The organism is Temperatibacter marinus, assembly GCF_031598375.1.
Taxonomy (GTDB): domain Bacteria; phylum Pseudomonadota; class Alphaproteobacteria; order Sphingomonadales; family Kordiimonadaceae; genus Temperatibacter; species Temperatibacter marinus.
Window position 1 is genome coordinate 631,642 of the sequence record NZ_CP123872.1, and the last position, 22,936, is coordinate 654,577.

General features: G+C 44.4%; 24 protein-coding genes. 15 read left to right on the top strand and 9 right to left on the bottom strand.

The features are described 5' to 3' along the window. Positions 1–323: 323 nt before the first annotated feature. The 6 genes from QGN29_RS02830 to QGN29_RS02855 all read left to right on the top strand — a co-directional run bounded on the left by QGN29_RS02830 (position 324) and on the right by QGN29_RS02855 (position 5,712). Positions 324–2,174 (top strand): ribonucleoside-diphosphate reductase subunit alpha, encoded by a 1,851-nt coding sequence (locus QGN29_RS02830; RefSeq protein ID WP_310799156.1) that lies wholly within the window; start codon positions 324–326, stop codon positions 2,172–2,174. An 88-nt stretch (positions 2,175–2,262) separates the two neighbouring features. After that, positions 2,263–3,219, top strand: coding sequence for a ribonucleotide-diphosphate reductase subunit beta (locus tag QGN29_RS02835; RefSeq protein WP_310799157.1), 957 nt, complete (start codon positions 2,263–2,265; stop codon positions 3,217–3,219). Between the two features lie 119 nt (positions 3,220–3,338). Beyond that, positions 3,339–3,830 carry an RNA polymerase sigma factor gene (locus QGN29_RS02840; protein WP_310799158.1) on the top strand — a complete coding sequence of 164 codons (492 nt, stop codon included), beginning with the start codon at positions 3,339–3,341 and terminating at the stop codon, positions 3,828–3,830. Positions 3,831–3,834: 4 nt separating this feature from the next. Then, the gene (locus tag QGN29_RS02845; protein ID WP_310799159.1) at positions 3,835–4,482 is read left to right on the top strand and encodes a hypothetical protein; all 648 of its coding nucleotides are present in this window, start codon (positions 3,835–3,837) and stop codon (positions 4,480–4,482) included. A 175-nt stretch (positions 4,483–4,657) separates the two neighbouring features. Continuing rightward, entirely contained in the window at positions 4,658–5,419 is a 762-nt protein-coding gene (locus QGN29_RS02850) for a nucleotide-binding protein (protein ID WP_310799160.1), read from the top strand. Continuing rightward, complete coding sequence (locus QGN29_RS02855) at positions 5,419–5,712, top strand: hypothetical protein (RefSeq protein WP_310799161.1); 294 nt, start codon at positions 5,419–5,421, stop codon at positions 5,710–5,712. Before QGN29_RS02850 ends, QGN29_RS02855 begins: the two co-directional genes overlap by 1 nt. 34 nt (positions 5,713–5,746) lie before the next feature. Here QGN29_RS02855 and secA read toward each other — a convergent pair whose 3' ends face one another. Beyond that, the gene (secA, locus tag QGN29_RS02860; RefSeq protein ID WP_310799162.1) at positions 5,747–8,557 is read right to left on the bottom strand and encodes a preprotein translocase subunit SecA; all 2,811 of its coding nucleotides are present in this window, start codon (positions 8,555–8,557) and stop codon (positions 5,747–5,749) included. A gap of 277 nt (positions 8,558–8,834) precedes the next feature. On the opposite strand from secA, the gene argJ reads away from it, so the two are divergent. Both argJ and QGN29_RS02870 read left to right on the top strand, forming a co-directional pair. Further along, entirely contained in the window at positions 8,835–10,094 is a 1,260-nt protein-coding gene (argJ, locus tag QGN29_RS02865) for a bifunctional glutamate N-acetyltransferase/amino-acid acetyltransferase ArgJ (RefSeq protein ID WP_310799163.1), read from the top strand. Between the two features lie 139 nt (positions 10,095–10,233). After that, the gene (locus QGN29_RS02870) at positions 10,234–10,479 is read left to right on the top strand and encodes a hypothetical protein (protein ID WP_310799164.1); all 246 of its coding nucleotides are present in this window, start codon (positions 10,234–10,236) and stop codon (positions 10,477–10,479) included. Between the two features lie 68 nt (positions 10,480–10,547). Here QGN29_RS02870 and QGN29_RS02875 read toward each other — a convergent pair whose 3' ends face one another. Continuing rightward, a complete protein-coding gene (locus QGN29_RS02875) occupies positions 10,548–10,760 on the bottom strand; it encodes a Flp family type IVb pilin (protein WP_310799165.1) in 213 nt (70 codons plus the stop codon). A gap of 153 nt (positions 10,761–10,913) precedes the next feature. Between QGN29_RS02875 and mutT the strand changes: the two genes are divergently transcribed. Next, complete coding sequence (gene mutT, locus QGN29_RS02880; protein ID WP_375164665.1) at positions 10,914–11,312, top strand: 8-oxo-dGTP diphosphatase MutT; 399 nt, start codon at positions 10,914–10,916, stop codon at positions 11,310–11,312. Between the two features lie 238 nt (positions 11,313–11,550). On the opposite strand, the gene QGN29_RS02885 is transcribed toward mutT, so the two are convergent. After that, entirely contained in the window at positions 11,551–12,402 is an 852-nt protein-coding gene (locus tag QGN29_RS02885) for a prephenate dehydratase (RefSeq protein ID WP_310799167.1), read from the bottom strand. Between the two features lie 298 nt (positions 12,403–12,700). Between QGN29_RS02885 and QGN29_RS02890 the strand changes: the two genes are divergently transcribed. Then, a complete protein-coding gene (locus tag QGN29_RS02890) occupies positions 12,701–13,282 on the top strand; it encodes a c-type cytochrome (RefSeq protein ID WP_310799168.1) in 582 nt (193 codons plus the stop codon). Between the two features lie 86 nt (positions 13,283–13,368). Here the strand turns inward: QGN29_RS02890 and QGN29_RS02895 are convergent, their stop codons facing one another. From QGN29_RS02895 to QGN29_RS02910, 4 genes are all read right to left on the bottom strand, one after another. Next, positions 13,369–14,193 carry a C40 family peptidase gene (locus QGN29_RS02895; RefSeq protein WP_310799169.1) on the bottom strand — a complete coding sequence of 275 codons (825 nt, stop codon included), beginning with the start codon at positions 14,191–14,193 and terminating at the stop codon, positions 13,369–13,371. Next, a complete protein-coding gene (locus QGN29_RS02900) occupies positions 14,174–14,527 on the bottom strand; it encodes a MarR family winged helix-turn-helix transcriptional regulator (RefSeq protein ID WP_310799170.1) in 354 nt (117 codons plus the stop codon). Before QGN29_RS02900 ends, QGN29_RS02895 begins: the two co-directional genes overlap by 20 nt. 122 nt (positions 14,528–14,649) lie before the next feature. After that, a complete protein-coding gene (locus QGN29_RS02905; RefSeq protein WP_310799171.1) occupies positions 14,650–16,071 on the bottom strand; it encodes a leucyl aminopeptidase family protein in 1,422 nt (473 codons plus the stop codon). A 7-nt stretch (positions 16,072–16,078) separates the two neighbouring features. Beyond that, positions 16,079–16,399 (bottom strand): 2Fe-2S iron-sulfur cluster-binding protein, encoded by a 321-nt coding sequence (locus QGN29_RS02910; protein WP_310799172.1) that lies wholly within the window; start codon positions 16,397–16,399, stop codon positions 16,079–16,081. Positions 16,400–16,563: 164 nt separating this feature from the next. On the opposite strand from QGN29_RS02910, the gene QGN29_RS02915 reads away from it, so the two are divergent. Genes QGN29_RS02915 through purT form a run of 4 tightly spaced genes read left to right on the top strand, consistent with a single transcriptional unit; the run spans position 16,564 to position 20,451 of the window. Beyond that, entirely contained in the window at positions 16,564–17,958 is a 1,395-nt protein-coding gene (locus tag QGN29_RS02915; protein WP_310799173.1) for an L-serine ammonia-lyase, read from the top strand. Beyond that, positions 17,958–18,332, top strand: a complete 375-nt coding sequence (locus QGN29_RS02920) for an MGMT family protein (protein ID WP_310799174.1) — start codon at positions 17,958–17,960, stop codon at positions 18,330–18,332. Before QGN29_RS02915 ends, QGN29_RS02920 begins: the two co-directional genes overlap by 1 nt. A 27-nt stretch (positions 18,333–18,359) precedes the next feature. Continuing rightward, positions 18,360–19,250 carry an ion transporter gene (locus tag QGN29_RS02925; RefSeq protein WP_310799175.1) on the top strand — a complete coding sequence of 297 codons (891 nt, stop codon included), beginning with the start codon at positions 18,360–18,362 and terminating at the stop codon, positions 19,248–19,250. Between the two features lie 4 nt (positions 19,251–19,254). Beyond that, entirely contained in the window at positions 19,255–20,451 is a 1,197-nt protein-coding gene (purT, locus tag QGN29_RS02930) for a formate-dependent phosphoribosylglycinamide formyltransferase (protein ID WP_310799176.1), read from the top strand. Between the two features lie 72 nt (positions 20,452–20,523). Here the strand turns inward: purT and QGN29_RS02935 are convergent, their stop codons facing one another. Next, complete coding sequence (locus QGN29_RS02935; protein WP_310799177.1) at positions 20,524–20,916, bottom strand: MAPEG family protein; 393 nt, start codon at positions 20,914–20,916, stop codon at positions 20,524–20,526. Positions 20,917–20,995: 79 nt separating this feature from the next. Continuing rightward, positions 20,996–22,327 carry a spinster family MFS transporter gene (locus QGN29_RS02940; protein WP_310799178.1) on the bottom strand — a complete coding sequence of 444 codons (1,332 nt, stop codon included), beginning with the start codon at positions 22,325–22,327 and terminating at the stop codon, positions 20,996–20,998. Positions 22,328–22,444: 117 nt separating this feature from the next. Between QGN29_RS02940 and QGN29_RS02945 the strand changes: the two genes are divergently transcribed. Continuing rightward, entirely contained in the window at positions 22,445–22,873 is a 429-nt protein-coding gene (locus QGN29_RS02945) for a SufE family protein (protein WP_310799179.1), read from the top strand. Positions 22,874–22,936: the final 63 nt, after the last annotated feature.

Here is a 22,936-nt window from a genome sequence, read left to right on the forward strand (position 1 = left end):
CTTTTGTTCTTTAGTAGCATATACTGTTTTGGTTTTGACGCCGAACTCTAGAAGTAGCCATTAAGGCCTAGATTTTCGACTCGAGACACAAAAAATGAGTCTTTGATTCGGTTGTTATAAAAAAAATAACGACACCCGGACCAATGCAAACCAAAACACATAAAATGCTGCACTGTCTTATGATCTTATTAAAGATTATAGGGCCATAGTTAGATCGGGCTGGTCTTGACGAGAGCAATTGAGAATAGAAACTGGGCAACACAAGTGATTTCACCGCGCTGATAGAGGCAAAGGCGCATAGGGTGAAAAGGGAGAAGAGATAAATGTTTGAGGTGACGCATTTTGAGCACGGCGGCGCTGTTGAAGTAGATCGCACACGTGATGAACTTCTAACAGAATTTGGTAAAGCAACATTAAAAGATCGATATTTGATGCCTGGGGAGAGCTATCAAGATCTATTCGCACGTGTTGCAAGTTTTTATGGAGACAACCAAGCACACTCACAGCGTCTATACGACTATATCTCAAAACTATGGTTTATGCCTGCAACCCCTGTTCTATCGAACGGTGGGACTAATCGCGGGCTTCCTATTTCATGCTTTTTGAATGAGGCTCAAGATAGTCTTGAATCGATCGTTGGTCTCTGGACTGAGAATGTCTGGTTAGCTGCGCGCGGTGGAGGCATTGGCTCTTACTGGGGGAACCTAAGATCAATCGGTGAAAAAATTGGCCGCGTTGGTGAAACCAGCGGTATCATTCCTTTTGTACGCGTGATGGACAGTTTAACCCTCGCGATCTCTCAAGGATCTCTTCGCCGTGGTTCTGCCGCTGTTTACCTACCGATCAACCATCCTGAGATCGAGGAATTTGCAGAAATTCGTCGCCCGACTGGTGGTGACCCAAACCGTAAAGCGCCAAATTTGCACCACGGTGTTCTTGTGACAGATGCCTTTATGCGTGCTGTTGAAAATGACGAAGAGTGGGCACTTCATTCGCCGAAAGACAATCACGTTGTTCGCACAGTGAATGCGCGAAATCTTTGGATAAGACTTCTTACCGCGCGTGTAGAAACAGGTGAACCCTATATTATTTATTCTGACACAGTGAATAACAGCATGCCAGAGCATCATAAACTTGCTGGCCTGACTGTAAAAACATCAAACCTCTGTGCAGAAATTACCCTACCGACTGGCCTAGACCACCTCGGCAATGAAAGAACTGCCGTTTGCTGTCTGTCTTCTCTCAATCTCGAGCATTTTAATGCATGGAAAGATAACAAGGATTTCATCCCTGACGTGATGCGTTTCCTAGACAATGTTCTACAGGACTTTATTGACCGTGCGCCTGATGAAATGGCGAAAGCCCGATATGCGGCTATGCGAGAACGCTCTGTTGGTCTTGGGGTCATGGGCTTCCATAGCTTCCTTCAGCAAAATATGATTCCTTTTGAAAGCAGCATGGCAAAAGCTTGGAACAATAATATTTTCAAGCATATTCACACAGAAACCGATCGCGCTTCCTATGAACTTGCCCTTGAGCGTGGCCCTTGTCCAGATGCCGCAGATTATGGCATGATGGAACGTTTCTCTAACAAGACAGCTATTGCGCCAACGGCCTCTATCTCTACAATTTGTGGCGGAGCTTCACCTGGAATTGAGCCAATTAATGGGAACTCATATAACCAAAAAACACTCTCTGGTAACTTCATCGTTCACAACCAAGCCCTTACAAAGCTTTTAGAGGACAAAGGCCGGAATACAGAAGATGTATGGACATCTATCACAGTGAATGAGGGTTCTGTTCAGCATTTGGATTTCCTTGATCAAGATGAAAAAGATGTTTTCAAAACTGCGTTTGAATTGGATCAGCGTTGGGTTGTTGAATTGGCTGCAGACCGTGCGAAATATATTTCACAGGCACAATCGGTTAATATTTTCTTACCGGCGGATGTTCACAAACGGGATCTTCATCAAATTCACTTCCAAGCTTGGAAGAAGGGCCTGAAAAGTCTTTACTATTGTCGCTCTAAATCTATTCAACGGGCTGAAGTTGTTTCCAATACGGCAACAAGCGGTAAAGTGAAAAAAGAGAAAGAGCTTTCAATCGAAGAACAGCAAATGCAAGCGCAATTTGCCGATCAGACTGATTACGAAGAATGTCTCGCTTGTCAGTAATCTGAATTAGGTACCCTGGGCCTTGGTCCAGGGTCTGTTAACCTCTGCCTATATTGGCATAACTATTTATAAGTATTGAGAGAAAACCATGTCACTCCTAGAAGATCGTGCCGTATATAAACCTTTCCGTTACCCATGGGCTTATGAAGCTTGGCTTTTGCAACAACAGGTGCATTGGCTGCCAGAAGAGGTGCCGCTCGCTGAAGATGTAAAAGATTGGCAGTATAAACTATCTCCAGGTGAAACCCACTTGCTTACTCAGATTTTCCGCTTCTTTACACAATCTGATATTGAAGTGAATAACTGCTATATGAAGCATTACACCAAAATCTTTAAGCCTACTGAAGTTCAAATGATGTTGGGTGCATTTTCTAATATGGAAACCATTCATATTGCGGCTTACTCCCACCTTCTTGATACCATCGGCATGCCAGAGACTGAGTATAGCGCCTTCCTCGAATATAAAGAGATGAAGGATAAATACGACTATATGCAGCAATTTGGCTCTGACGATATTCGCGATGTAGCTATCACGCTTGCAACATTTGGGGCCTTTACAGAAGGTCTTCAACTTTTCGCGTCATTTGCCATGCTGATGAACTTCCCTCGTTTCAATAAAATGAAGGGGATGGGACAGATTGTAACATGGTCAGTCCGCGACGAAACGCTGCACTGTGAAAATATTATCAAATTATTCCATACGCTTTGCGAAGAAGAAAACTTATGGGATGACGAAATGGAAAAATCACTGGCTAAAATCTGTCAGGATATCGTTCACCACGAGGATGCTTTCATTGATCTTGCTTTCTCACAAGGGGAAGTTGAGGGGTTGACTGCCGAAGATATTAAACAATATATCAGGTATATCGCTGACCGTCGCCTTATCCAACTGGGTATGGACGCCATCTACCAAATTGAAAAGAACCCACTGCCTTGGTTAGACTCGATGTTAAATGCTGTCGAGCATACAAACTTCTTTGAAAATCGCGCGACAGAATATTCAAAAGCAGCGACACAAGGAAGCTGGGAAGAAGCCTTCGCTTAATAATATATAATAATTTCAATTATTTATGCCACTCATTACCTTGGGTGGCATTTTTTTTGTAATAAATCTTGATCCTGTACACTAACCTATATGAACACGGATTAGTGAGGATACATTCGGTGACTGGTAAAGAATTTTATAACAGCTCTATTCTACCCTATGCAGGCATTATCATTAAGATCTGTCGTGCCTATACAAATAATAAGGAAGAATTTGAGGATTATTATCAAGAGGTTTGCCTGCAAATCTGGAGAAGCCGCGAAAAATTTCTAGGTTTATCAGAATGGTCAACCTGGGTTTATCGGATCAGCTTGAATGTCTGTCTAACCAATATAAAAAAGAAACCTACGAAGGAAACTATTGAAGATGAAAATCTAATATGCGACCGGATCAATGCTGATGAAACTATGGAAAACGAGCAAGACCTATCTAGGCTCTATGCCGCTATCAGACAGCTTAAGGAAATGGATCGCGCTATCATTCTTCTGTATCTCGAGGAAAAAAGCTACCAACAAATAGCGGAAATTCTTGGCCTGAGTGCGACAAATATCGGTGTTCGTATCAATAGAATAAAAGAAAAGCTAACAAAAATAATAAGCGATCAAGGATAGAAAGATGACAAAATCAATCGAAGAAATATGGCAAAAAGGGTTTGATGGCAATGTGGGCAATCTTGCGCCAAAAGTGAATACACTTTACCGGAAGAAAACTCATAACATCATCGAACGTCTCACAAGAATGTATGACTATAATGTCAAAGGCCTAGTCATTGCGGCTATCTTAATAGCCATTGTCTTTCCTTTTGTGAAAATGCCAATTCTCGGTTTTGGGATAGCGATATTAATGTTGTGGCTTGTTTACGAGGCCCGGGAACCACTGGCTGAAATCAAAGCTCTTGAGGTCGATGATAACTGCTATCGCTATATCCTGAGCTTTCGCAACTGGCATGATAAAGTTGAGGCACGGTTTGCAAAAATATATACGCTTTTCTACCCCATTCTCTATCTCCTAATCCTCACCCAATTCAATTATTCTGAAGTCGGTGAGAAGGTATTGAATGGCCTCTCAAGAGACGCAACCATGATAGGATCTTACCCTCTCTCAGCTTATGTTGTTCTTGTCGTTGGAACAGGCCTTGCTTGGATTTTTGGGGCGCCCTTATATAAGCTTGATATTAAAATCATGTATGGACGCACTCTCTCAAAGATTGATGACCTCATCGAAGATATGGAAAGTCTTCAAGAAGAAGCTAAGACAGAATAATTAGCTAAGGCAGAGCAATAAGCTGCGCTTTGATGCGGGGCTTATTGTCTCATTTAAAGGATATTTTTAACTCATTTTTACACAGATTCACTCTAAGATTTAATCGATTTATCTCTATCTCTTTTCTCATCGGATCCGACTCATTATCCTGCTTCTTCCAAATGAGGAGAAGATCATGCAAATTGTAACCATAGCCTCTCAGAAAGGGGGGTCCGGAAAAACAACCCTTGTTGGACATCTCGCTGTTGCAGCCGTCAAAGCAGGGGAAGAGTCTGTCGCTATTATTGATACAGACCCCCAAGGCAGTCTCACAGACTGGTGGAACGAGCGAGAAGACAGCACCCCCCTTCTCGTCAATAGCAGTGTATCTTATCTGGCCGATGACATTGAAAAACTAAGAGTAAAAGGCGTTAAACTCCTCATCATTGATACGCCTCCTGCCATAACGACCAGTATTCAATCAGTGATACAGCAATCAGACCTAGTCCTAATCCCAACACGTCCGAGCCCTCATGATCTGAGAGCTGTTGGTGCGACGGTAGACATGACAGAAAGAGCTGAAAAGCCCCTCATTTTCATCATTAATGCTGCTGTCGCCCGCGCAAAATTAACTGTTGAAGCTGCAATCGCACTGTCTCATCACGGTGCTGTTGCGCCGACTATTGTTCATAATAGACAAGATTTTGCTGCGAGTATGATCAATGGGAAAACGGCTCTCGAAATCAATAAATCCTCTCGATCAAAAACCGAGATTGAAGCCCTATGGCATTTCATTGATGAACGGCTGAAAACAATGACTGTTAAGCCTCTTTTCAGAATTCAAACAAATCGCGCCCTCTTTGGCAAACGGCCTTCTAAATTTAGAGCCGGTCTTTCTCGGCAATCACCAACGCAAGCAAATGGCGTAAAACCATTGCTGGTCGAAGGGATGAGCTGATGGGTTTTGCGTCCTTGAATAGCACTCTTATTTCTAGATGCTCACGCACCGCTCACCATCCCTCTGATCCAAGAGAGACGGTCAAAGCTCCCCAGTCTGTAGCTGAGGCTGTAACAGATCTTTTTGCACTGCCCTACACACAGAAAGACATGAAAAAGGTCACAGTCCGCATAGATGAACGGTTATTAGCGGCCTTCAAGATACAAGCGATCCTGAGAGGGCAGTCCCAACAAAGCCTTTTCAGAGAGGCAATAGAGCGACAACTTCTTTCTACGGATTGGCTTAAAAAATAAGACCCTATCGTTGATATAGGGTCTCATTCTCTCTTTATGATACTTGTCCGTGGCAATGTTTAAACTTCTTGCCTGATCCACAGGGGCAGGGAGAATTCCGAGGGACCCGTCCCCATGTTTCTGGATCAAGAGGATCCAGCGCTGTTGCAGAGCGAGAGGCAACGGGGCCTGTCTGAGCAATACTACCGTGACAATGTTTAAACTTCTCACCAGAACCACAGGGGCACGGAGCATTGCGCGGCACATTTTGGAAAGCTGAACTATCTAAAGCTTCAGGAGCATCGCTGCCGCCTGAAAATAAACTTTCTGCCTCTTCATGAATTTCGTGCGTTTCTCTCTCTTGAGGTTGGAACATATTCTCTTGAGGCATCCCTTCAAACTGGATGTTTGATAAGACAGAGGTCAATGTTTCCCGTGTATGATTGAGCATGCCCTCAAAAAGTTGAAAAGCTTCAGATTTATACTCATTCAAAGGATCTTTTTGGGCATAGCCACGCAAGCTTACATTTTGACGGGAGTGATCAAGATTTAGCAAATGCTCCTGCCACTCTTGATCCACGATTTGCAGAAGAATGCTCTTTTCAATATTCTGCCACATCTCTTCACCCAAAGCATCTTTCTTCGCTGCCACATGGATATCTGAGGCCTCAAGCAAGCGTTCTATGAGAACTTCTTCGTCAGCCCCTTCTTCCCTCGCCCAATCGATCACAGGAACAGAAAGTCCTAGTTTCGTTTCAACGTCTACCGCGAGGCCATCAATATCCCATTGTTCGAAATAGGCTTTTGGTGGAATATGGCGAATAACGACATCTTCGATCACTTCGTGACGCATGTCAGTGACCTCTTCTGAAACTTGTTCTGATTCCATGATCTCAGCACGCTGTTCATAAATGGCCTTTCGCTGGTCATTCATCACATTGTCGTATTTCACAATATTCTTACGAATATCATAATTTCGGGCTTCAACTTTTTGCTGGCTATTTTCAATAGCCTTGTCGATCCAGCGGTGACGGATGGCTTCACCTTCTTCAATACCCAGCGAAACAAGCATTTTATCAAGTCGCTCTGGGCCAAAGATCCGCATCAGATCATCTTCAAGAGAAAGATAGAATTTAGAGAAGCCAGGATCACCTTGACGCCCACCCCGACCGCGTAACTGATTATCGATACGGCGGCTTTCATGACGTTCAGTCCCCATAATGCAGAGGCCACCAGCATCTAATACTTTTTGCTTGTTGGCAGCAATTTCCTCACGCACTTCTTGGGTAATTTTTGCGATTTTCGCTTCATCTGTCACATCTTTTGTGCGTTCAGCAATTTCCATATCCGCATTACCACCAAGCTGAATATCTGTACCTCGGCCAGCCATATTTGTAGCAATCGTAATGGCGCCAGGTCGGCCTGCTTGTGCAACAATATAGGCCTCTTGCTCGTGATAGCGTGCGTTTAACACTTGGTGCTTAATTTTGCGCGCCTTCAATAAACCTGAAAGCATTTCGGACTTTTCAATAGAGGCCGTCCCCACAAGAATTGGCTGGCCTTTTTCTTGTACTTCAATGATGTCATTAATGATGGCGTTATGCTTTTCATTCGCTGTTCTATAGAACTCATCATTTTCATCAAGACGCTTCACAGGTAAATTAGTCGGGATTTCAATGACACCAAGACCATAAATATCGCCGAACTCTTCTGCCTCCGTTGCCGCTGTACCGGTCATACCGGATAATTTTGGATACATCCGAAAATAATTCTGGAATGTTATACTCGCAAGCGTTTGGTTTTCAGGTTGAATTTCAACGCCTTCTTTTGCTTCTAATGCCTGGTGTAAACCACCCGAATAGCGACGGCCAGGCATCATACGTCCTGTATGATCGTCAATGATAACAACCTGACCATTTTGAACAATGTAATCCACATTGTTTTCAAACATCATACGGGATTTTAGAGCTTGATCCACATGATGGACGATCGCTGTATTTTCGTAATCGTAGAGATTGTCACCTTGAAGCATGCCTGCATCGCGGAGCAATTCCTCTACACGCTCTGTGCCTTCTTCAGTCAGGCTGATAGACTTGGACTTCTCGTCTTTTTCGTAATGTGCTTCTTCCAGTTTAAGAACGATTGCATCTACGGACTGGTATAGATCGGTTTTATCTTCCGTTGGTCCAGAAATAATCAGAGGGGTCCGCGCTTCATCCACAAGAATACTATCTACCTCATCAACGATGGAGAAGTTAAAGGCTCTTTGAACCTGCTCTTCACGGCTAGAGGCCATATTATCCCGCAAATAATCAAAACCAAATTCGTTATTGGTACCATAAGTGATATCTGCAGCGTAAGCATCACGGCGTTCCTGATGGGTAATTTCGTTTGTAACAACACCTGTCGTTAAGCCAAGCTGACCGTATACTTTGCCCATCCACTCTGCATCACGCTTTGCGAGATAGTCATTCACTGTCACAACGTGAACACCGTCACCAGATAATGCATTCAAGTAGGCAGCGAGTGTCGCCACAAGGGTTTTCCCCTCGCCTGTACGCATTTCAGCGATATTGCCTTCATGGAGTGTTATACCGCCAATTAACTGAACATCGTAGTGGCGTTGACCAAGGGCACGCTTTCCAGCCTCTCGAACCGCTGCAAAAGCCTCTACCAAAAGGTCATCTAATGATTCGCCTTGCTCAATACGGCCACGGAATTCCTGCGACTTGCCTTTCAGCGCTTCATCATCCAGTGCCTCATAATCAGGCTCTAACGAATTGATGGCATCAATTTTAGGCTGTAATGTACGCAGGTATCGGTCATTGGCTGATCCAAAAAGTCTTTTGACAAGTTTACCCAACATAATGGCATTCCTAGTATTTTTTGTCAGTCTACATTCATGATTTGAATGGGCGCACCGAGAGCGGCTACTCACAACAGACATGTCTTTATTAATAATATTTGTTACAGGGACAGATAAGTGTCTAACCCGCCCATGTCAACGCTTTGGCACCAGTTTATTTATCTTTTATTTGAAACATCGCCCTAAAAGTGGTTATTTAGCCTTAAAATAACCGTTTGACGCACTTTATAAGCGAGTATATCGCAAAATTGTGACCATAAAATTATAGAGAAAAATCATGAGTACAGACTCGCAAACAGCCTCCCCAATTTCACCGCTCGCTCCAAAAGAGATGCCAATCCTCCATTCTGTTTCTGGCCTCAAAGTCGGCACAACAGAAACGGGAATGAAATATAAAAACCGAGATGATTTATTGTTTGTTGAGTTTGATGAAGGAACACAAGTCGCGGGTGTATTTACCCAATCAAAAACACCTGGTGCGCCTGTAGATTGGACCATTAATGCCTTAAAGGCGTCTAAGGGACAAGCACGAGCTCTTATTGTAAACGCTGGCAATGCCAATGCTTTCACAGGCAAAGCAGGCCTTCAGACCACTCAAGATATTGCAACATCACTCAGCAGAAAAATAAACTGTTCTCGGACGGAAATCTTACAAGCATCCACCGGCGTTATTGGCGAGCCATTAGACCCGCAACCTCTTGTAACCGGCGTTGAAGACCTCATGGCTAAAGAAGAACAAGGGTTTGAAGCGGCCGCAAAAGCAATTCTGACAACAGACACCTTTCCAAAGGCAGCCTCAGCACACCTCTCTATCCATGGATGCCAAACAACAATAACAGGAATTGCAAAAGGATCTGGCATGATCGCGCCAGACATGGCGACAATGCTGGGTTTTATTTTTACAGATGCTCGTATTGCGCCTCATGTCCTGCACCAACTATTGCAAGATTATACGGACAAGAGCTTTAACGCCATCACCGTGGACAGTGATACATCTACAAGTGACATGGTTCTTCTCTTTGCAACAGGTGCATCGGCTGACTACCCAATGATAGCAGACTGCGATGATCCAGCTCTGGATGAGTTTAAGGGGGGTCTACAGTCTATCATGATTGATCTGGCTCATCAAATTGTGAGAGACGGCGAAGGGGCAACAAAATTTGTCGAAATCGAAGTGACGGGCGCTGAGGACAACCGTGCAGCAAAAACACTTGCGCTTGCTATGGCGAATAGTCCTCTTGTAAAAACAGCCATTGCTGGAGAAGATCCCAATTGGGGCCGTCTTATTATGGCTGCGGGGAAATCCGGTGAACGAGTTGATCGGGATAAAATGAAATTATGGATTGGCGATCAAATGGTTGCCAATGAAGGCGCACGGGTGGCTGGCTATAGTGAAGAGCAGGCTACCACGCATATGAAAGGCGAGGTAATCCGACTTAAATTAGATGGAGGCACTACCGGCACAGGCACAGCAACAGTCTGGACGTGTGACCTCACCCATGGCTATATAACAATTAATGCCGACTACCGCTCATAAGGACAGGGTCCTCATGAGCTTTTCTTGCCTAGCTCGGCATAACCTATTGTAATGTTTAAATTATTTATTTGGCATGACTTTTGAATATATAGAGTCGTCCTGTTCTTTCAGGAGAGTTAAATTATGCCGGAGAAACATTATGTCTGCAGTCGATTTAAACTTGCAGTTAAAATTTCTAAATGAACTTGAGGATGCTCTTGCCGATGCTTTAAAGCGTTATAGTGAAGAGACTCCTGAAAAAGTTGCTGAACTGAAATATATGAAAGGCGAAGTCGATCGGGCGCGCCGCATTGTCTCAGAAAGAATGGTTGAAGAGAGCGTTGATCGCTCACCGTCACGTCGTTCTGCAACTGAACAAGTTCTGCAAGAAGCTGCTTACAGTTAACAACGATCTTTTGACTAAAATGCTCGACTGAAATGAATATTTTGGTCTGTGTCTTTTGGGATATAGGATTATGAACCAGACTGATCTGTCGGCCCATTGAGGGTTGTCTCTGTTTGAGTCGCGAGAGAATCAAACATCGCGTTAATCACTTCGGATAGTTTTCCGGATCCTGCCGCTATGCCCACGGCCATCAAGCCAATTAATATAGCATATTCTATGGACGTCACGCCTTGCATAGACGCCTTCCACTTCATCCATAATCTGAAACTGATTTCCTGCATGATTTCTTCTTTCATCTTGTTCGCAGCATAATGTTGGAATGAAAGCTTGTCATGGGATGCGTAAAATCTTATTTATTTTGTATTCTAACAGACAGTGAGGTCCCCATGACAGATTTGGATTGCCCAGAAGGCTATGTCACCCTTGGTAAACAGTTGCCGACTATTCTAGTCGCAGCGATTGCTTTAATAGATGTGGACGGGCGTGTGCTCATTGCTCAGCGTCCAGAGGGAAAATCCATGGCAGGTTTATGGGAATTCCCAGGGGGTAAAATAGAAGAAGGTGAATTGCCTGAGGAAGCCCTAATTCGTGAAGCTAAAGAAGAATTAAATATCGACATAACTGCGTCATGCCTTTCGCCCTTTGCTTTTGCCTCCCATTCCTACGAGAAATTTCACCTCTTGATGCCTCTTTATCTCTGCCGTAAATGGGATGGCCTTGTTCAGGGTATGGAAGGGCAAGCGACAAAATGGGTGAAAATTTCAGAATTGAACACATATCCTATGCCCCCCGCAGATGATCCTTTGGTTGCTATGCTCAGAGACTTTTTCTAACGAGAAAAAGGGGACGTCCATGTGGCCCCTGTGGTCACGACAATTAAGTTGCTCACCAGAACCAGAAAAACGATCAAACACGTGATTTGCACATAGGTTGGATTTATGAGAGGCAATTTCCCCGGTTCATAATTTTTTTGCTGATAAAGACTGCGCACAAAAAGTAGAATGCAGAGCACCATAATGGGCACCGTTATATATAAGATGCTATAGTCCTGCATATACTCTACTCTCTCACTCAAGCTCTGGCTTGAGCCTGGGGATAGGTTCCTAAAATAGTCAGCCGACGAGAGAAGATTTGAAGCTCTTCGAATGCACGTGCAACATTATCGTCCGTTGGTGTTCCAACGATCTCAGCATAAAATTCTGTAGCCGTGAAACTATCGCTTTCATAATAGCTTTCCAGTTTCGTCATATTCACACCATTGGTTGCAAAGCCACCCAAGGCCTTATAAAGCGCAGCCGGTAAGTTTTTCACTTCAAAAGTAAAGCTGGTCATCGCTGCGCCGTCAAGCGCACTGACTTCAGAGGGGGTCAGCGCATTTTTGGATAAAACAACAAACCGCGTTGTATTATTCTCCATATCCTGAATATCAGCCTCTAAGATCTGAAGGTCATAGACATCAGCCGCTAATCGACTAGCGACGGCACCAAGCGTTGGATCCCCTCTACGGCTCACTTCATGGGCTGAACCTGCCGTATCAGCAAAAGGAACGGGAGTGATGTCGTGGGCACGTAAATACTTGCGTGTTTGACCTAAGGCCTGAACATGGCTGATGACAGATTTTAAATTTTCTGCCGCTGTATTTTTCCCAGCTAGAAGACAATGACGGATCGATTCGAAATGTTCATCGATAATTTTCAATTCAGATCCTGGTAAAAGGATATGGATATCTGCGACTCTGCCAGCCGTTGAATTTTCAATGGGGATCATGGCAAGTCTAGCTTCGCCTTCTCGCACGGCAGCCAATGCGTCTTCAAAACTGGGGCAGGGCATCACATCCATTGTTGGAAGCTTTGCTCTACACGCCATATGTGAATAGGCTCCTAGCTCTCCTTGAAAGGATACGACATTATTTGGATCCGACATTTTGACACCGACTCTTTCTACATCTTTGTATTTCTTCTTTTAACTGTGTGATTTGTGACAGTCTTTGATACTAAGTCAACGCATTTAAGTGAATTAAAGATCGATTTCTGATGATTTTTTACCCTGATTAAGAAAAATTCCATAAAAAAATGCACTTTAAGGGCATTCATCGTTAAAATCGCCTTGAAAAGACTACCCGACCTCGGCTACATTCCGCCCGTGTTGAAGGCGTGCTTCAAAAGCAGGCTTGTTGAGTTGGGACAAACAAATAGACCCAACAGTGTAAGGAGACTAACTCGTGGATTCTTTTGAGTTTAATAAAATTTCTGCAGCCGTCCTTTCTGGGATTCTGCTGATCATGGTTCTTTCAATGGCGTCTGATGTGATTTATTCAAAGCCGACTTCAGATAAACTTGCCTATTCAGTTGAAGTGCCAGAAACAACAGCGGCAGCTGGCGCAGAAGCAGTGAAAGCCCCTTCACTTGCAGAACTGCTGCAAAATGCGGACATTGGTCGCGGTGAAAAAGAATTTAAAAAATGTGTTGCTTGTCACACATCTGCCAAAGGCGAAGCCCACCGCATGGGTCCAAACCTATTTGACATCCTTGGCCGCAAAATGGCCTCAGCTGATGGCTTTGGCGGCTATTCTACCGCACTTAAGGGCGAAGACCGTGAATGGTCTTACGACTTAATGGATCAGTGGCTGAAAGCACCTAAGTCTGTTGTGAGTGGTACTTCAATGGCTTTTGCAGGTATTCGCAAGCCTCAGAGTCGTGCAAACCTTATTGCATACTTAAGAACACAAGCAGACACGCCTAAAGATTTACCGGCTGTTGAGGCAGCTGCTGAAGAAGTGGAAGAAGCCCCTGCTACAGAGTAACGCAGCAGAATTTTCTGAGACTAATACTAAAAAGACAGTCAACGATGACTGTCTTTTTTTACATGACGACGGTATTTAGAATTATGCTAGATTCGTTTAAAGCCGTGGAAAGGGGTGCCATGCCCTTCACGCCGAACCCAGTCAATGACACTTTCTAAGGGATCAACTGTCACTTTCATATGGGTTGCGTTCGCATGTAGCATCAGTTTTTCATCCAACATCATCCCTACATGGCCTGGAAAAAAGGCTAAATCACCTCTTGCTGCATGCTCAACAGAATGACCCGACCACTCACCCTGCAAATCACTATCTCTATGCAGCTTCACACCACATGCTGCAAAAGACAATTGAATCAGTGCAGAGCAATCTAAACCACTGCTTGTCTTGCCGCCCCACAAATATGGAGCATGCAGAAATTCTAGTGCAACCGAGACTGGATCTGCCCGCCAGTGCCCTATAGGTCTAACATGTTTGGCATAAATATAGGCACCCTCTTCTGTCTGCAAAAACCCATTGACCATTGCATGATCGTTCAGGGTGACGAGACTACCCATGCTAAGATGTTGTGGGTCTGCTGTCTTTAAATCAGGGGCGCCGTAGAGATGCGCTAAAGGTACAGAGACAAAAAAATTAGGGACCTGCTGATCACAAAGAAAAGCCGTTTCGGTCCACCCTTTATACCCATCTGTAAGAGATATGACTTTTGTATACTGACCGTGCACTTCTACTGGAGCAACCGTTTCACCGTAGAGAAGTTGCGTCTCTATTCGCTCTCTAGCTTGCGGACTTTCATATAGATTAGCAGCAAAAACATTTACAGTCGCTCGCCGTTCATCAGAGGGACATGCCAAACGAGAATCTATGAAGGTGCCAGAATTTTCAAAGTAGAGATCAGATGTCATCGACATCATCAGCAGCGTCAAAAATCCGGTCCGATAATTCTGAAAGATACACAGAGCCCTTCACGGTCCGCTGAACCAAGACATTTCGTTTATCCCGCTCATCTCTTTTACGCTTCAACAAACCCATTTGCCCTAAACTGTCCAGTGCCCGCGTAATCACAGGCTTTGCAACGCCAAGTTCTTTAGCCAAACCTCGGACAGTATGATCTTCTTCTGGTTTTAAATATACGGAGAGGATGACACAAATTTGACGCATGGTCAGATCAGGTTCATCTGCACGCACCCCTGCGATCATAGCACGATGCCACATATGAAGTAATTGCTGACTAGTTTTATGTGTCATTTCTAAACTCCTGCCTACCAGATTTCCGTTAAAATCAAGACGGTAGCGAAACAAGATTAACAAAGGATATCAAAATTGCCAAGATATAGCCTCTGAATTGATAGCGAATTGCCTAGATTTTCTTAATCTGCGGCAATCAGGTCAATTATTAGTTGGAAAGAGGCCCTCAGTCCTAAAGCTTCTCCCCCTTTTGGGCGCCCCGCTTTGGCGACAGGATTCCAAGCAAATGTATCGAAATGAACCCATTTAATGCCTTCACCGACAAAGCGTTGAAGATAGAGGCCTGCTGTGATTGAACCAGCAAAAGGGCCACCGCTGATATTATTCATATCTGCATTTGGGCTATTCAACAGCTCATCATATGGCGCCCATAATGGTAAGCGCCATAAAGGGTCTCCCACAGCATGACTTGCCGTATTTAGGCGATCAAAAAGGGCATCATCATTACAAAATGTTGCTGGCAGATCAGGGCCAAGTGCAACTCTTGCTGCTCCTGTTAAAGTGGCGAAATCCAGCATCACATCCGGCGATGTCTCACTGGCATAAGTGAGAGCATCACATAAAATCAAACGACCCTCAGCATCCGTATTGCCAATTTCAACGGTTTTGCCGAGCCGCGTATCGATAATATCACCGGGGCGAAAAGCATTCCCTGCAACAGCATTCTCCACAGCTGGGACAAGAAGTTGCATTTTCAATGGAAGCTCTTCCGCCATAATCAGACTAGCGAGTGCAATCGCATGTGCTGCCCCGCCCATGTCCTTCTTCATCAATTCCATGGATCCGCCTGGCTTTAGATTTAAACCCCCTGTATCGAAACACACTCCTTTACCAACAATTGCAAGCGTCAAACTGTCACTAGATGCTTTATCACTTTGCCAATTTAGCTCTAACAATCGTGGCTCGCGTCCTTCAGCAGCTGCACGCCCAACGGCATGGATTGCTGGAAATTCATCCTTTAAAACTTGACCAGAAACTGAGGATGCTATCGCCCCATGTTCTTCTGCTAAAGCTTCAATAATCGCTTGAATATGCGCTGGACCCATATCTTCTGTGGGGGTATTCACCATATCACGAACAAGCGCTACAGCGTTTGTTATATGTGTGATCAGGCGAAGATTGCCAACGCCACCAAGACAAAGTACACGATCTTTTCTATCACTCTGCTCTTTATAAATTGCAAAATCATACTGTGCCAAAACCCAGCCTAGTGCTGCAGCTTTAATGGCCGCCTCGTCTACCGTCTCTTCAGCAATCGCGAAGCGTCCGGCGGGCAAACTCGCAGCAATTGACGCTAACCACCATAAATCTGAAGCTTTAGGATTTTCATCTCCTACCCCGACAAAAGCACAAGCAAGGTCACCCTTTTTTCCCGCGATAAAGCAAAAACTACCTTGTTTAGCCGTAAACCCATGAACATCCATCCATTGTCTTTCACTGGGGGTGATCTTTGCAGGATCATCAAGGTCTGTCACTGTTACAGGAATAAGGGTAATTTCACTGCCATCAAGTTGGTCAGATAAATAGGGGCTGAAGTCAGTCATAATAATCTTAATCTTCCGGAGCTATGGTCACTTTAAGACCATCCATTGTGTCATTTATTTCAATTTGACATGACAATCGAGACTCACCGCCTTTGAAATGCGGGCTATCTTCTAAGAGATAACTTTCATCATCTTCCATTGTCGGCATTTTCTCTGCCCAACTTGTTTCAACATAAACATGGCATGTACAACAAGAACAACACCCGCCACATAATGCTGGCAGATCATCAAAATCATTCTCACGAATGCTTTCCATTAAAGAAATGCCTTCTTCCGCTTCGATTGTTCTTTCTTCACCAGCTGTATCTGTTACGACAACTTTTACCATTATAAGCTCCCCAATTAAGAATCATTTCGTCTGAATGTGTGCCGACTGTTGTTTGAAATCAAGGGTAGATGTTGCATTATTAGAGAAAATGTCTATAGAAAAGGAAAATACACGACATAAACAGAGGTCCCATCTGCTTTTGTGTCCTGATAAGAGGTAGTCCTATGATTTCTGTATTTGATCTCTTTAATATCGGCATTGGCCCGAGTAGCTCCCATACTGTTGGCCCGATGAGAGCCGCGCGCTCCTTTGTCCAGAGTTTGGACGAAGAAAGATTATTGCCCCAGGTGAAGCGTCTTGTGGTCAGTTTATATGGATCACTGGCTGCTACAGGGCATGGTCATGGATCCAATAAAGCTATCATGTTAGGCCTGAGCGGAGAGCGCCCGAGCCAGGTGGATATCAATGCGATCCCAGACATGCTCGAGCACATCAAGTCCAGTCAAACATTGATGCTGAACACGACCCATAAAATTATGTTCAAACAAGACACTGACCTTCTTCTCCTTTCAAGAGAAGTTCTTCCTTTCCATCCGAATGGCATGCGGTTTCAAGCTTTTGATCAGGACGGCACGCTTCTTTTAGAACAAATTCGTTATAGTATTGGTGGCGGATTTGTGGTGAGCGAAGAAGAAGCTGATGAAGACAAATTAGACTTGCCCGCAAAAGTTAATTTTCCCTATCCTTTTAAAAAGGCGGAAACACTCTTAAAACTCTGTGAAGAACATCACAAAACAATTCCAGAAATTATGATGGCCAACGAGATGATTCATCGCTCTGAATCAGAAATTAAAACAAAACTGATGCAAATTTGGCATGTCATGCAAGCCTGCGTTCAACGAGGCTGCAGTGAAAAAGGCGAAATGCCTGGTTTAAAAATTAAAAGACGCGCCGCCTGCATGAAGGAGGATTTACTCAGGCATCCCGAAGCAGGTCTGACAGACCCTTTGACAGTGATTGATTGGGTCAACCTCTATGCCCTTGCTGTCAATGAAGAGAATGCTGCAGGAGGCCGTGTCGTGACCGCCCCAACTAATGGGGCTGCGGGCATTATTCCTGCTGTTCTTCATTATGCTGTGAACTTTAGCGGCCGCGCTTCAGAACAAGATATTGTCGATTTTCTACTTACAGCAGCTGCGATCGGCATTTTATTCAAATTGAATGCCTCTATCTCAGGAGCAGAAGTTGGATGTCAGGGCGAAGTGGGCTCGGCCTGCGCCATGGCAGCAGGAGGACTGGCTCAAATTTTAGGCGGGTCGCCAGAACAGGTTGAAAATGCGGCAGAGATCGGGATGGAACATAATTTAGGTCTTACCTGTGATCCTGTTGGAGGCCTCGTGCAGGTTCCCTGTATCGAAAGAAATGCCATGGCTTCTGTAAAAGCAATCAACGCAGCGCGGCTTTCTTTACGCGGTGATGGCAACCATTTTGTCTCTCTAGATAAAGTCATTCGGACCATGCGGATCACTGGCCGTGATATGCAATCCAAATATAAAGAAACAGCTGAGGGCGGCCTTGCCCACGTCATCCCTATCGCAACCAATGTAGTGGACTGTTAATGACGACCAGCACCTACCAAGAACAAGTTTATACCCTTGTAAAGATGATCCCACGGGGCGAAGTTGCCAGTTACGGCATGATTGCCAGTCTTTTACCTGGTGTGACAGCACGCATGGTGGGATATGCTATGGCAGCATCTGTAAATGAGCCAGATCTTCCATGGCACCGTGTCATCAACTCTCAAGGTAAGATGTCAATTCCTGGTGGAACAGAAAGACAAGTTGCGAAGCTTCTTGACGACGGCGTTTCACTCACTAAATCTAACAGAGTGAGTTTCAAAATTTATCGATGGAACGGCCCTTCTCAAGATTGGCTAGAACAAAACTCTGTGGAAATCGCTGACTTTATGACTATTAAAGCAGGATGGCCGTAAATAAGAAGACTATAGGGAACCCAATTTATGCTCATAATGCGAGGCGGCGGACAGTCTTCAGGCGACCAAAAGCCTGAAGAGGACAGCACGTTAAAAACCGTCAAAACAATCGTTGATGGAAAATATTTTCAAGGGACCATTATTGGTGTCATCTTGATCAATGCAATCATTCTTGGGCTGCAAACAGTCCGTGGTTTTAGCGCAGAAACACAAGAAACTCTTCATATTCTAGATCAAATATGCCTATGGATTTTTGTTCTTGAGCTGATCATAAAATTATGGGTCTTTCGCTTAAGCTTCTTTAAGACTGGCGGCAATATTTTTGATGCTCTCATCGTTGGAATCTCCTTCCTGCCCGCGCAGGGAGGGCTAACCATTTTGCGGACTTTCCGAATTTTCCGAGTATTACGCCTGGTCACTGCCATTCGATCAATGAGAATTGTGGTGACTGGTTTATTGGCTGCCATTCCAGGGGCTGCCAGTGTTGGCGGCTTGTTATTGATCCTTTTCTATATTGCTTCCGTCATGGCAACAACTTTATTTGGCGATAGATTTGTCGATTGGTTCGGCTCCATTGGCGCCAGTATGTATACACTTTTTCAAATTATGACCCTTGAAAGCTGGTCTATGGGGATAGCGCGTCCTGTCATTTCTGAGTATCCCTATGCTTGGGCTTTCTTTATTCCTTTCATTATTCTTTCAACTTTTACTGTTCTAAACCTTTTCATTGGTATCATGGTCGATGCCATTGGTGTTGCGAAAGAAGAAGATAGTCATCACCAAGAAAAAGAGGATATCATCAGGCATGAAACCCATGATATTATCTTAGAAATGAGTGAGCGCCTGAAATCAATGGAAGGCGAGTTAAAAGCCTTGAAAGAAGTGAATCAGCCTTTGCTTGATGAGCAGAAAGACTAAAATTATGAAACTTGGAACTCCCCTGACAGCCTCCGCTACAAAAGTTATGCTCCTTGGTGCTGGCGAGCTCGGCAAAGAAGTGATCATCGCCTTACAACGATACGGCGTCGAAGTAACTGCTGTTGATCGCTATGAGAATGCGCCTGGTCATCAGGTCGCCCATAAAGCCATTACAATAGACATGTCTAATCCTGTGGAATTATTACGCGTTATCAAGGAAGAACAACCCCACTATATCGTTCCCGAGATTGAAGCCATTGCAACAGAAGTTTTAGCTGAAATTGAAGACCAAGCACTCGCTACTGTCATCCCAACTGCAAAAGCTGTGCGCTTGACCATGAACAGAGAGGGCATCCGCACATTAGCTGCTGAAGACTTAAGCTTACCTACAAGCGCTTATGCCTTTGCGAGCTCTGCTGCAGAAATCCGCGCCGCGATAGAGGATGGCATTGGTTTTCCTTGTTTCGTAAAGCCCGTTATGAGCTCTTCAGGCAAAGGCCAGTCTCTTCTAAAGACGGAAGAAGACATTGATTTAGCCTGGCGCTATAGCCAAGAGGGGGGACGTGTTGCAGATGGCCGTGTCATTGTGGAAGGCATGGTCAACTTTGACTATGAAATAACCTTGCTGACAGTCCGATCAAAGTCACTGGATGGTTCTATTCAAACTAGTTATTGCGCCCCGATTGGGCACAAACAGAAAGATGGGGACTATATTGAAAGCTGGCAACCTCAACCCATGTCTGAACTTGCCTTGAAAAATGCGCAGAAGATTGCATGCGACATCACAGAAGCACTTGGTGGACAAGGATTATTCGGCGTCGAACTTTTTGTCAAGGGGGATGATGTCTGGTTCTCTGAAGTCTCACCGCGCCCTCACGATACTGGCTTGGTAACCCTTGTAAGTCAGTCTCAAAATGAATTTGAACTCCATGCTCGAGCTCTATTGGGACTTCCAACGGACACAAAGATGCTCAGTCCTGCAGCCAGTGCTGTTATTTACGGGGGCATGGATGCCAAAGGCATATCCTTTGAAGGATTAGACCGAGCCCTAAATATCCCTCAGACAGAGGTCCGGTTATTTGGGAAGCCTGAAAGCTTCGAAAAGAGAAGAATGGGTGTAGCAGTCTCAACGGCAGAACAAGTAGATATGGCACGCGCTCGTGCCTTAGATGCCGCTGAAAAAGTTAAACCCTGCACATAGGCCTATAAAACAATCAAAAAAAACCCCGCTCTTTGAGGGGGCTTTTTCTTTTAATTCAGATGAGTGGCCGCCCTAAATCAAGAGGCCAACCATATTCACCAGTGACCAAATAATCATCACCATTAATGCTAAAAAGCTGATAAGAAAGCCACGGGCCCTTTTCGATGCTTCTTTACAATAGGCAAAGAAATAAAGCACCCGACCAAGGATCCAAATGATCCCTAATATACCTGCATAAAGGTCATTCACTAGGCTTGAAAAAACCCAAAGAGTTGGCAAGAAAACCACCATCATTTCAACGGTATTTTGATGGGCACGATAAACACGATTAAATTCATCTGGGCCAGACACGCTCGGGGCTTTAATTTCATGTTTTCCCCGTGCACCGCCAACTTTTAAGGCAAACCAAATCAGCATTAAGGCTGATAATATTGTAACTAATTTTGTATATAATAACGCGTCCATGTGACTCTCCCTAAGTGTTTGAACTCAAAGACGCTAACAGAATTAAACACAGCTGACAATTGACTTATCGCTACCTAGGTTATGCTTGATCGTTTTGAGATTGAATAAATTGGGATCTTCCTTTGAGCAATACCCAGATAGCAAAGGCTGTTGTTACAAGGGAAACCCACATAAAAGAGGAGCCAAGATTTACAGCAATACCACCGTAATATTCATCATTGATATAGCCAACTACCACGGGCCCCATAGCTGCGCCCGCTAAGCCAACAACCATCACAAAAAGGGCCGTAAATTGGCCTCTCATCTCATTGGGCGTGAGCATGTTAATTGCAGCATATCCCACCCCAGTCGAACAATTGATAAAAAGAGTGTGAACTGCAATCATCACCCACATAAACTGAGTATTATCTGTATAGGCAAACATCTGAGACGGAAGCAGATATCCAAGTGGAGCCAAAAGCATTCCAAGGATTGGAGCATCCTTACGGCCTAGAGACTGAAGCTTATCACAGATAAAGCCCCCAATTAATAAGCCCGCAGTCCCAAAAATCATGACGATAAGTCCATATGTTTGGCCCATCTGAGCAGGAGCAATACCATGCTTAGCTTGTAGGAATTTTGTCAGGAAAGCAATAATTCCAAAACTTAGAAGAGCTGCCATAGTGAGGCCGAGTATCACCCCTATATAAGCCCATTTATATTTGTAGAATTGGACTTTGAGTTCAGCAAAAGATACTGATATCCCCGCCTTGTGCGCCAGACCTTTGCGGATAGGCTCATCGATCAGCATGATGAGGAAAGCAAGTAGAAATCCTGGCAAGCCAACCAGTAAGAACACCTTCTGCCAATTCGCCATCATTTCCCCACCAAAAGATGGAATATCGGGTAGGAGCTGTGACCAACCAATGACATAGCCGCCAAACAGATAGGCAAAACCCATACCCAGGGTTACACCCGTTGTATAGATCGAAAGCGCCAGCCCTAGCTTTGCCTTTGGAAAGCTATCTGCAATCATACTACTGGCTGCTGGTGCAAGAGCAGCTTCGCCTACTCCAACGCCCATTCGCATAAGAAAGAGTTGGGAAAAATTCCGAGCAAAGGCGCTAAAGGCAGTTGCTAATGACCATAGAACTAAGCCGATCGCAATAATTCCCTTTCGACTTTTTGTATCTGCAAACCGAGAAAAAACAAGGCCGAAAATGGCATAACATAAACCAAAGGCTATCCCCGTCAGCATTCCAAACTCTTTATCATTCAGCTGGAAGTCAGCTTGAATATCATTGATGAGTAAATTTAAAATGGTGCGGTCCACAAAAGAGCACGTATAAATGATCAAGAGTAGAAAAACCAATAACCAAGCCTTTACAGGTGAGGGATAGTTTTGGCTCTTATCCTGAATATCAGTTGACATTTTATGACCTTCCCCTTGAATATCTCATCAAATTACAGTAGATGCTGCCCATAGTGTGCGTCCCACAAGGGCACGTCAAGAAAAATTTGAACGCTTGTTGAAAAATGGATTATACCTATGACCAATCTTGGAACATCAATCGAAGATATTTTAGAGACTTTTGAGTTTATAGAAGATTGGGAAGAACGTTATGGCGTCATCATTGACCTTGGCAAGAAATTACCAGCGCTTGACGATATTTATAAAATCGAAGACTACCGCGTGAGAGGCTGTCAAAGCCAAGTCTGGCTTGTGCCGCAAGTCACAAAGACAGACACTGGGAAAGTCATCTCATTCAAGGGCGATAGTGACGCAGTCATCGTGAGAGGTCTCGTAGGCCTTATGCTCGTCATCTTTAACGATAAAAGCCCTGATGAAATCATTTCAACTGACGCCAAAGCCATCTTAAAAAAAATGGATTTGAAAGAGCATTTATCACCGCTGAGGGCCAATGGTCTTTTCTCGATGATGGAACGTATCAAACAAATCGCCCAAAGCGAACGCTAGTCCCAAAATAAAAAGCCTGCCCCCATAAGAGGAGCAGACTTTTACCTCGATCAGGAAATATCA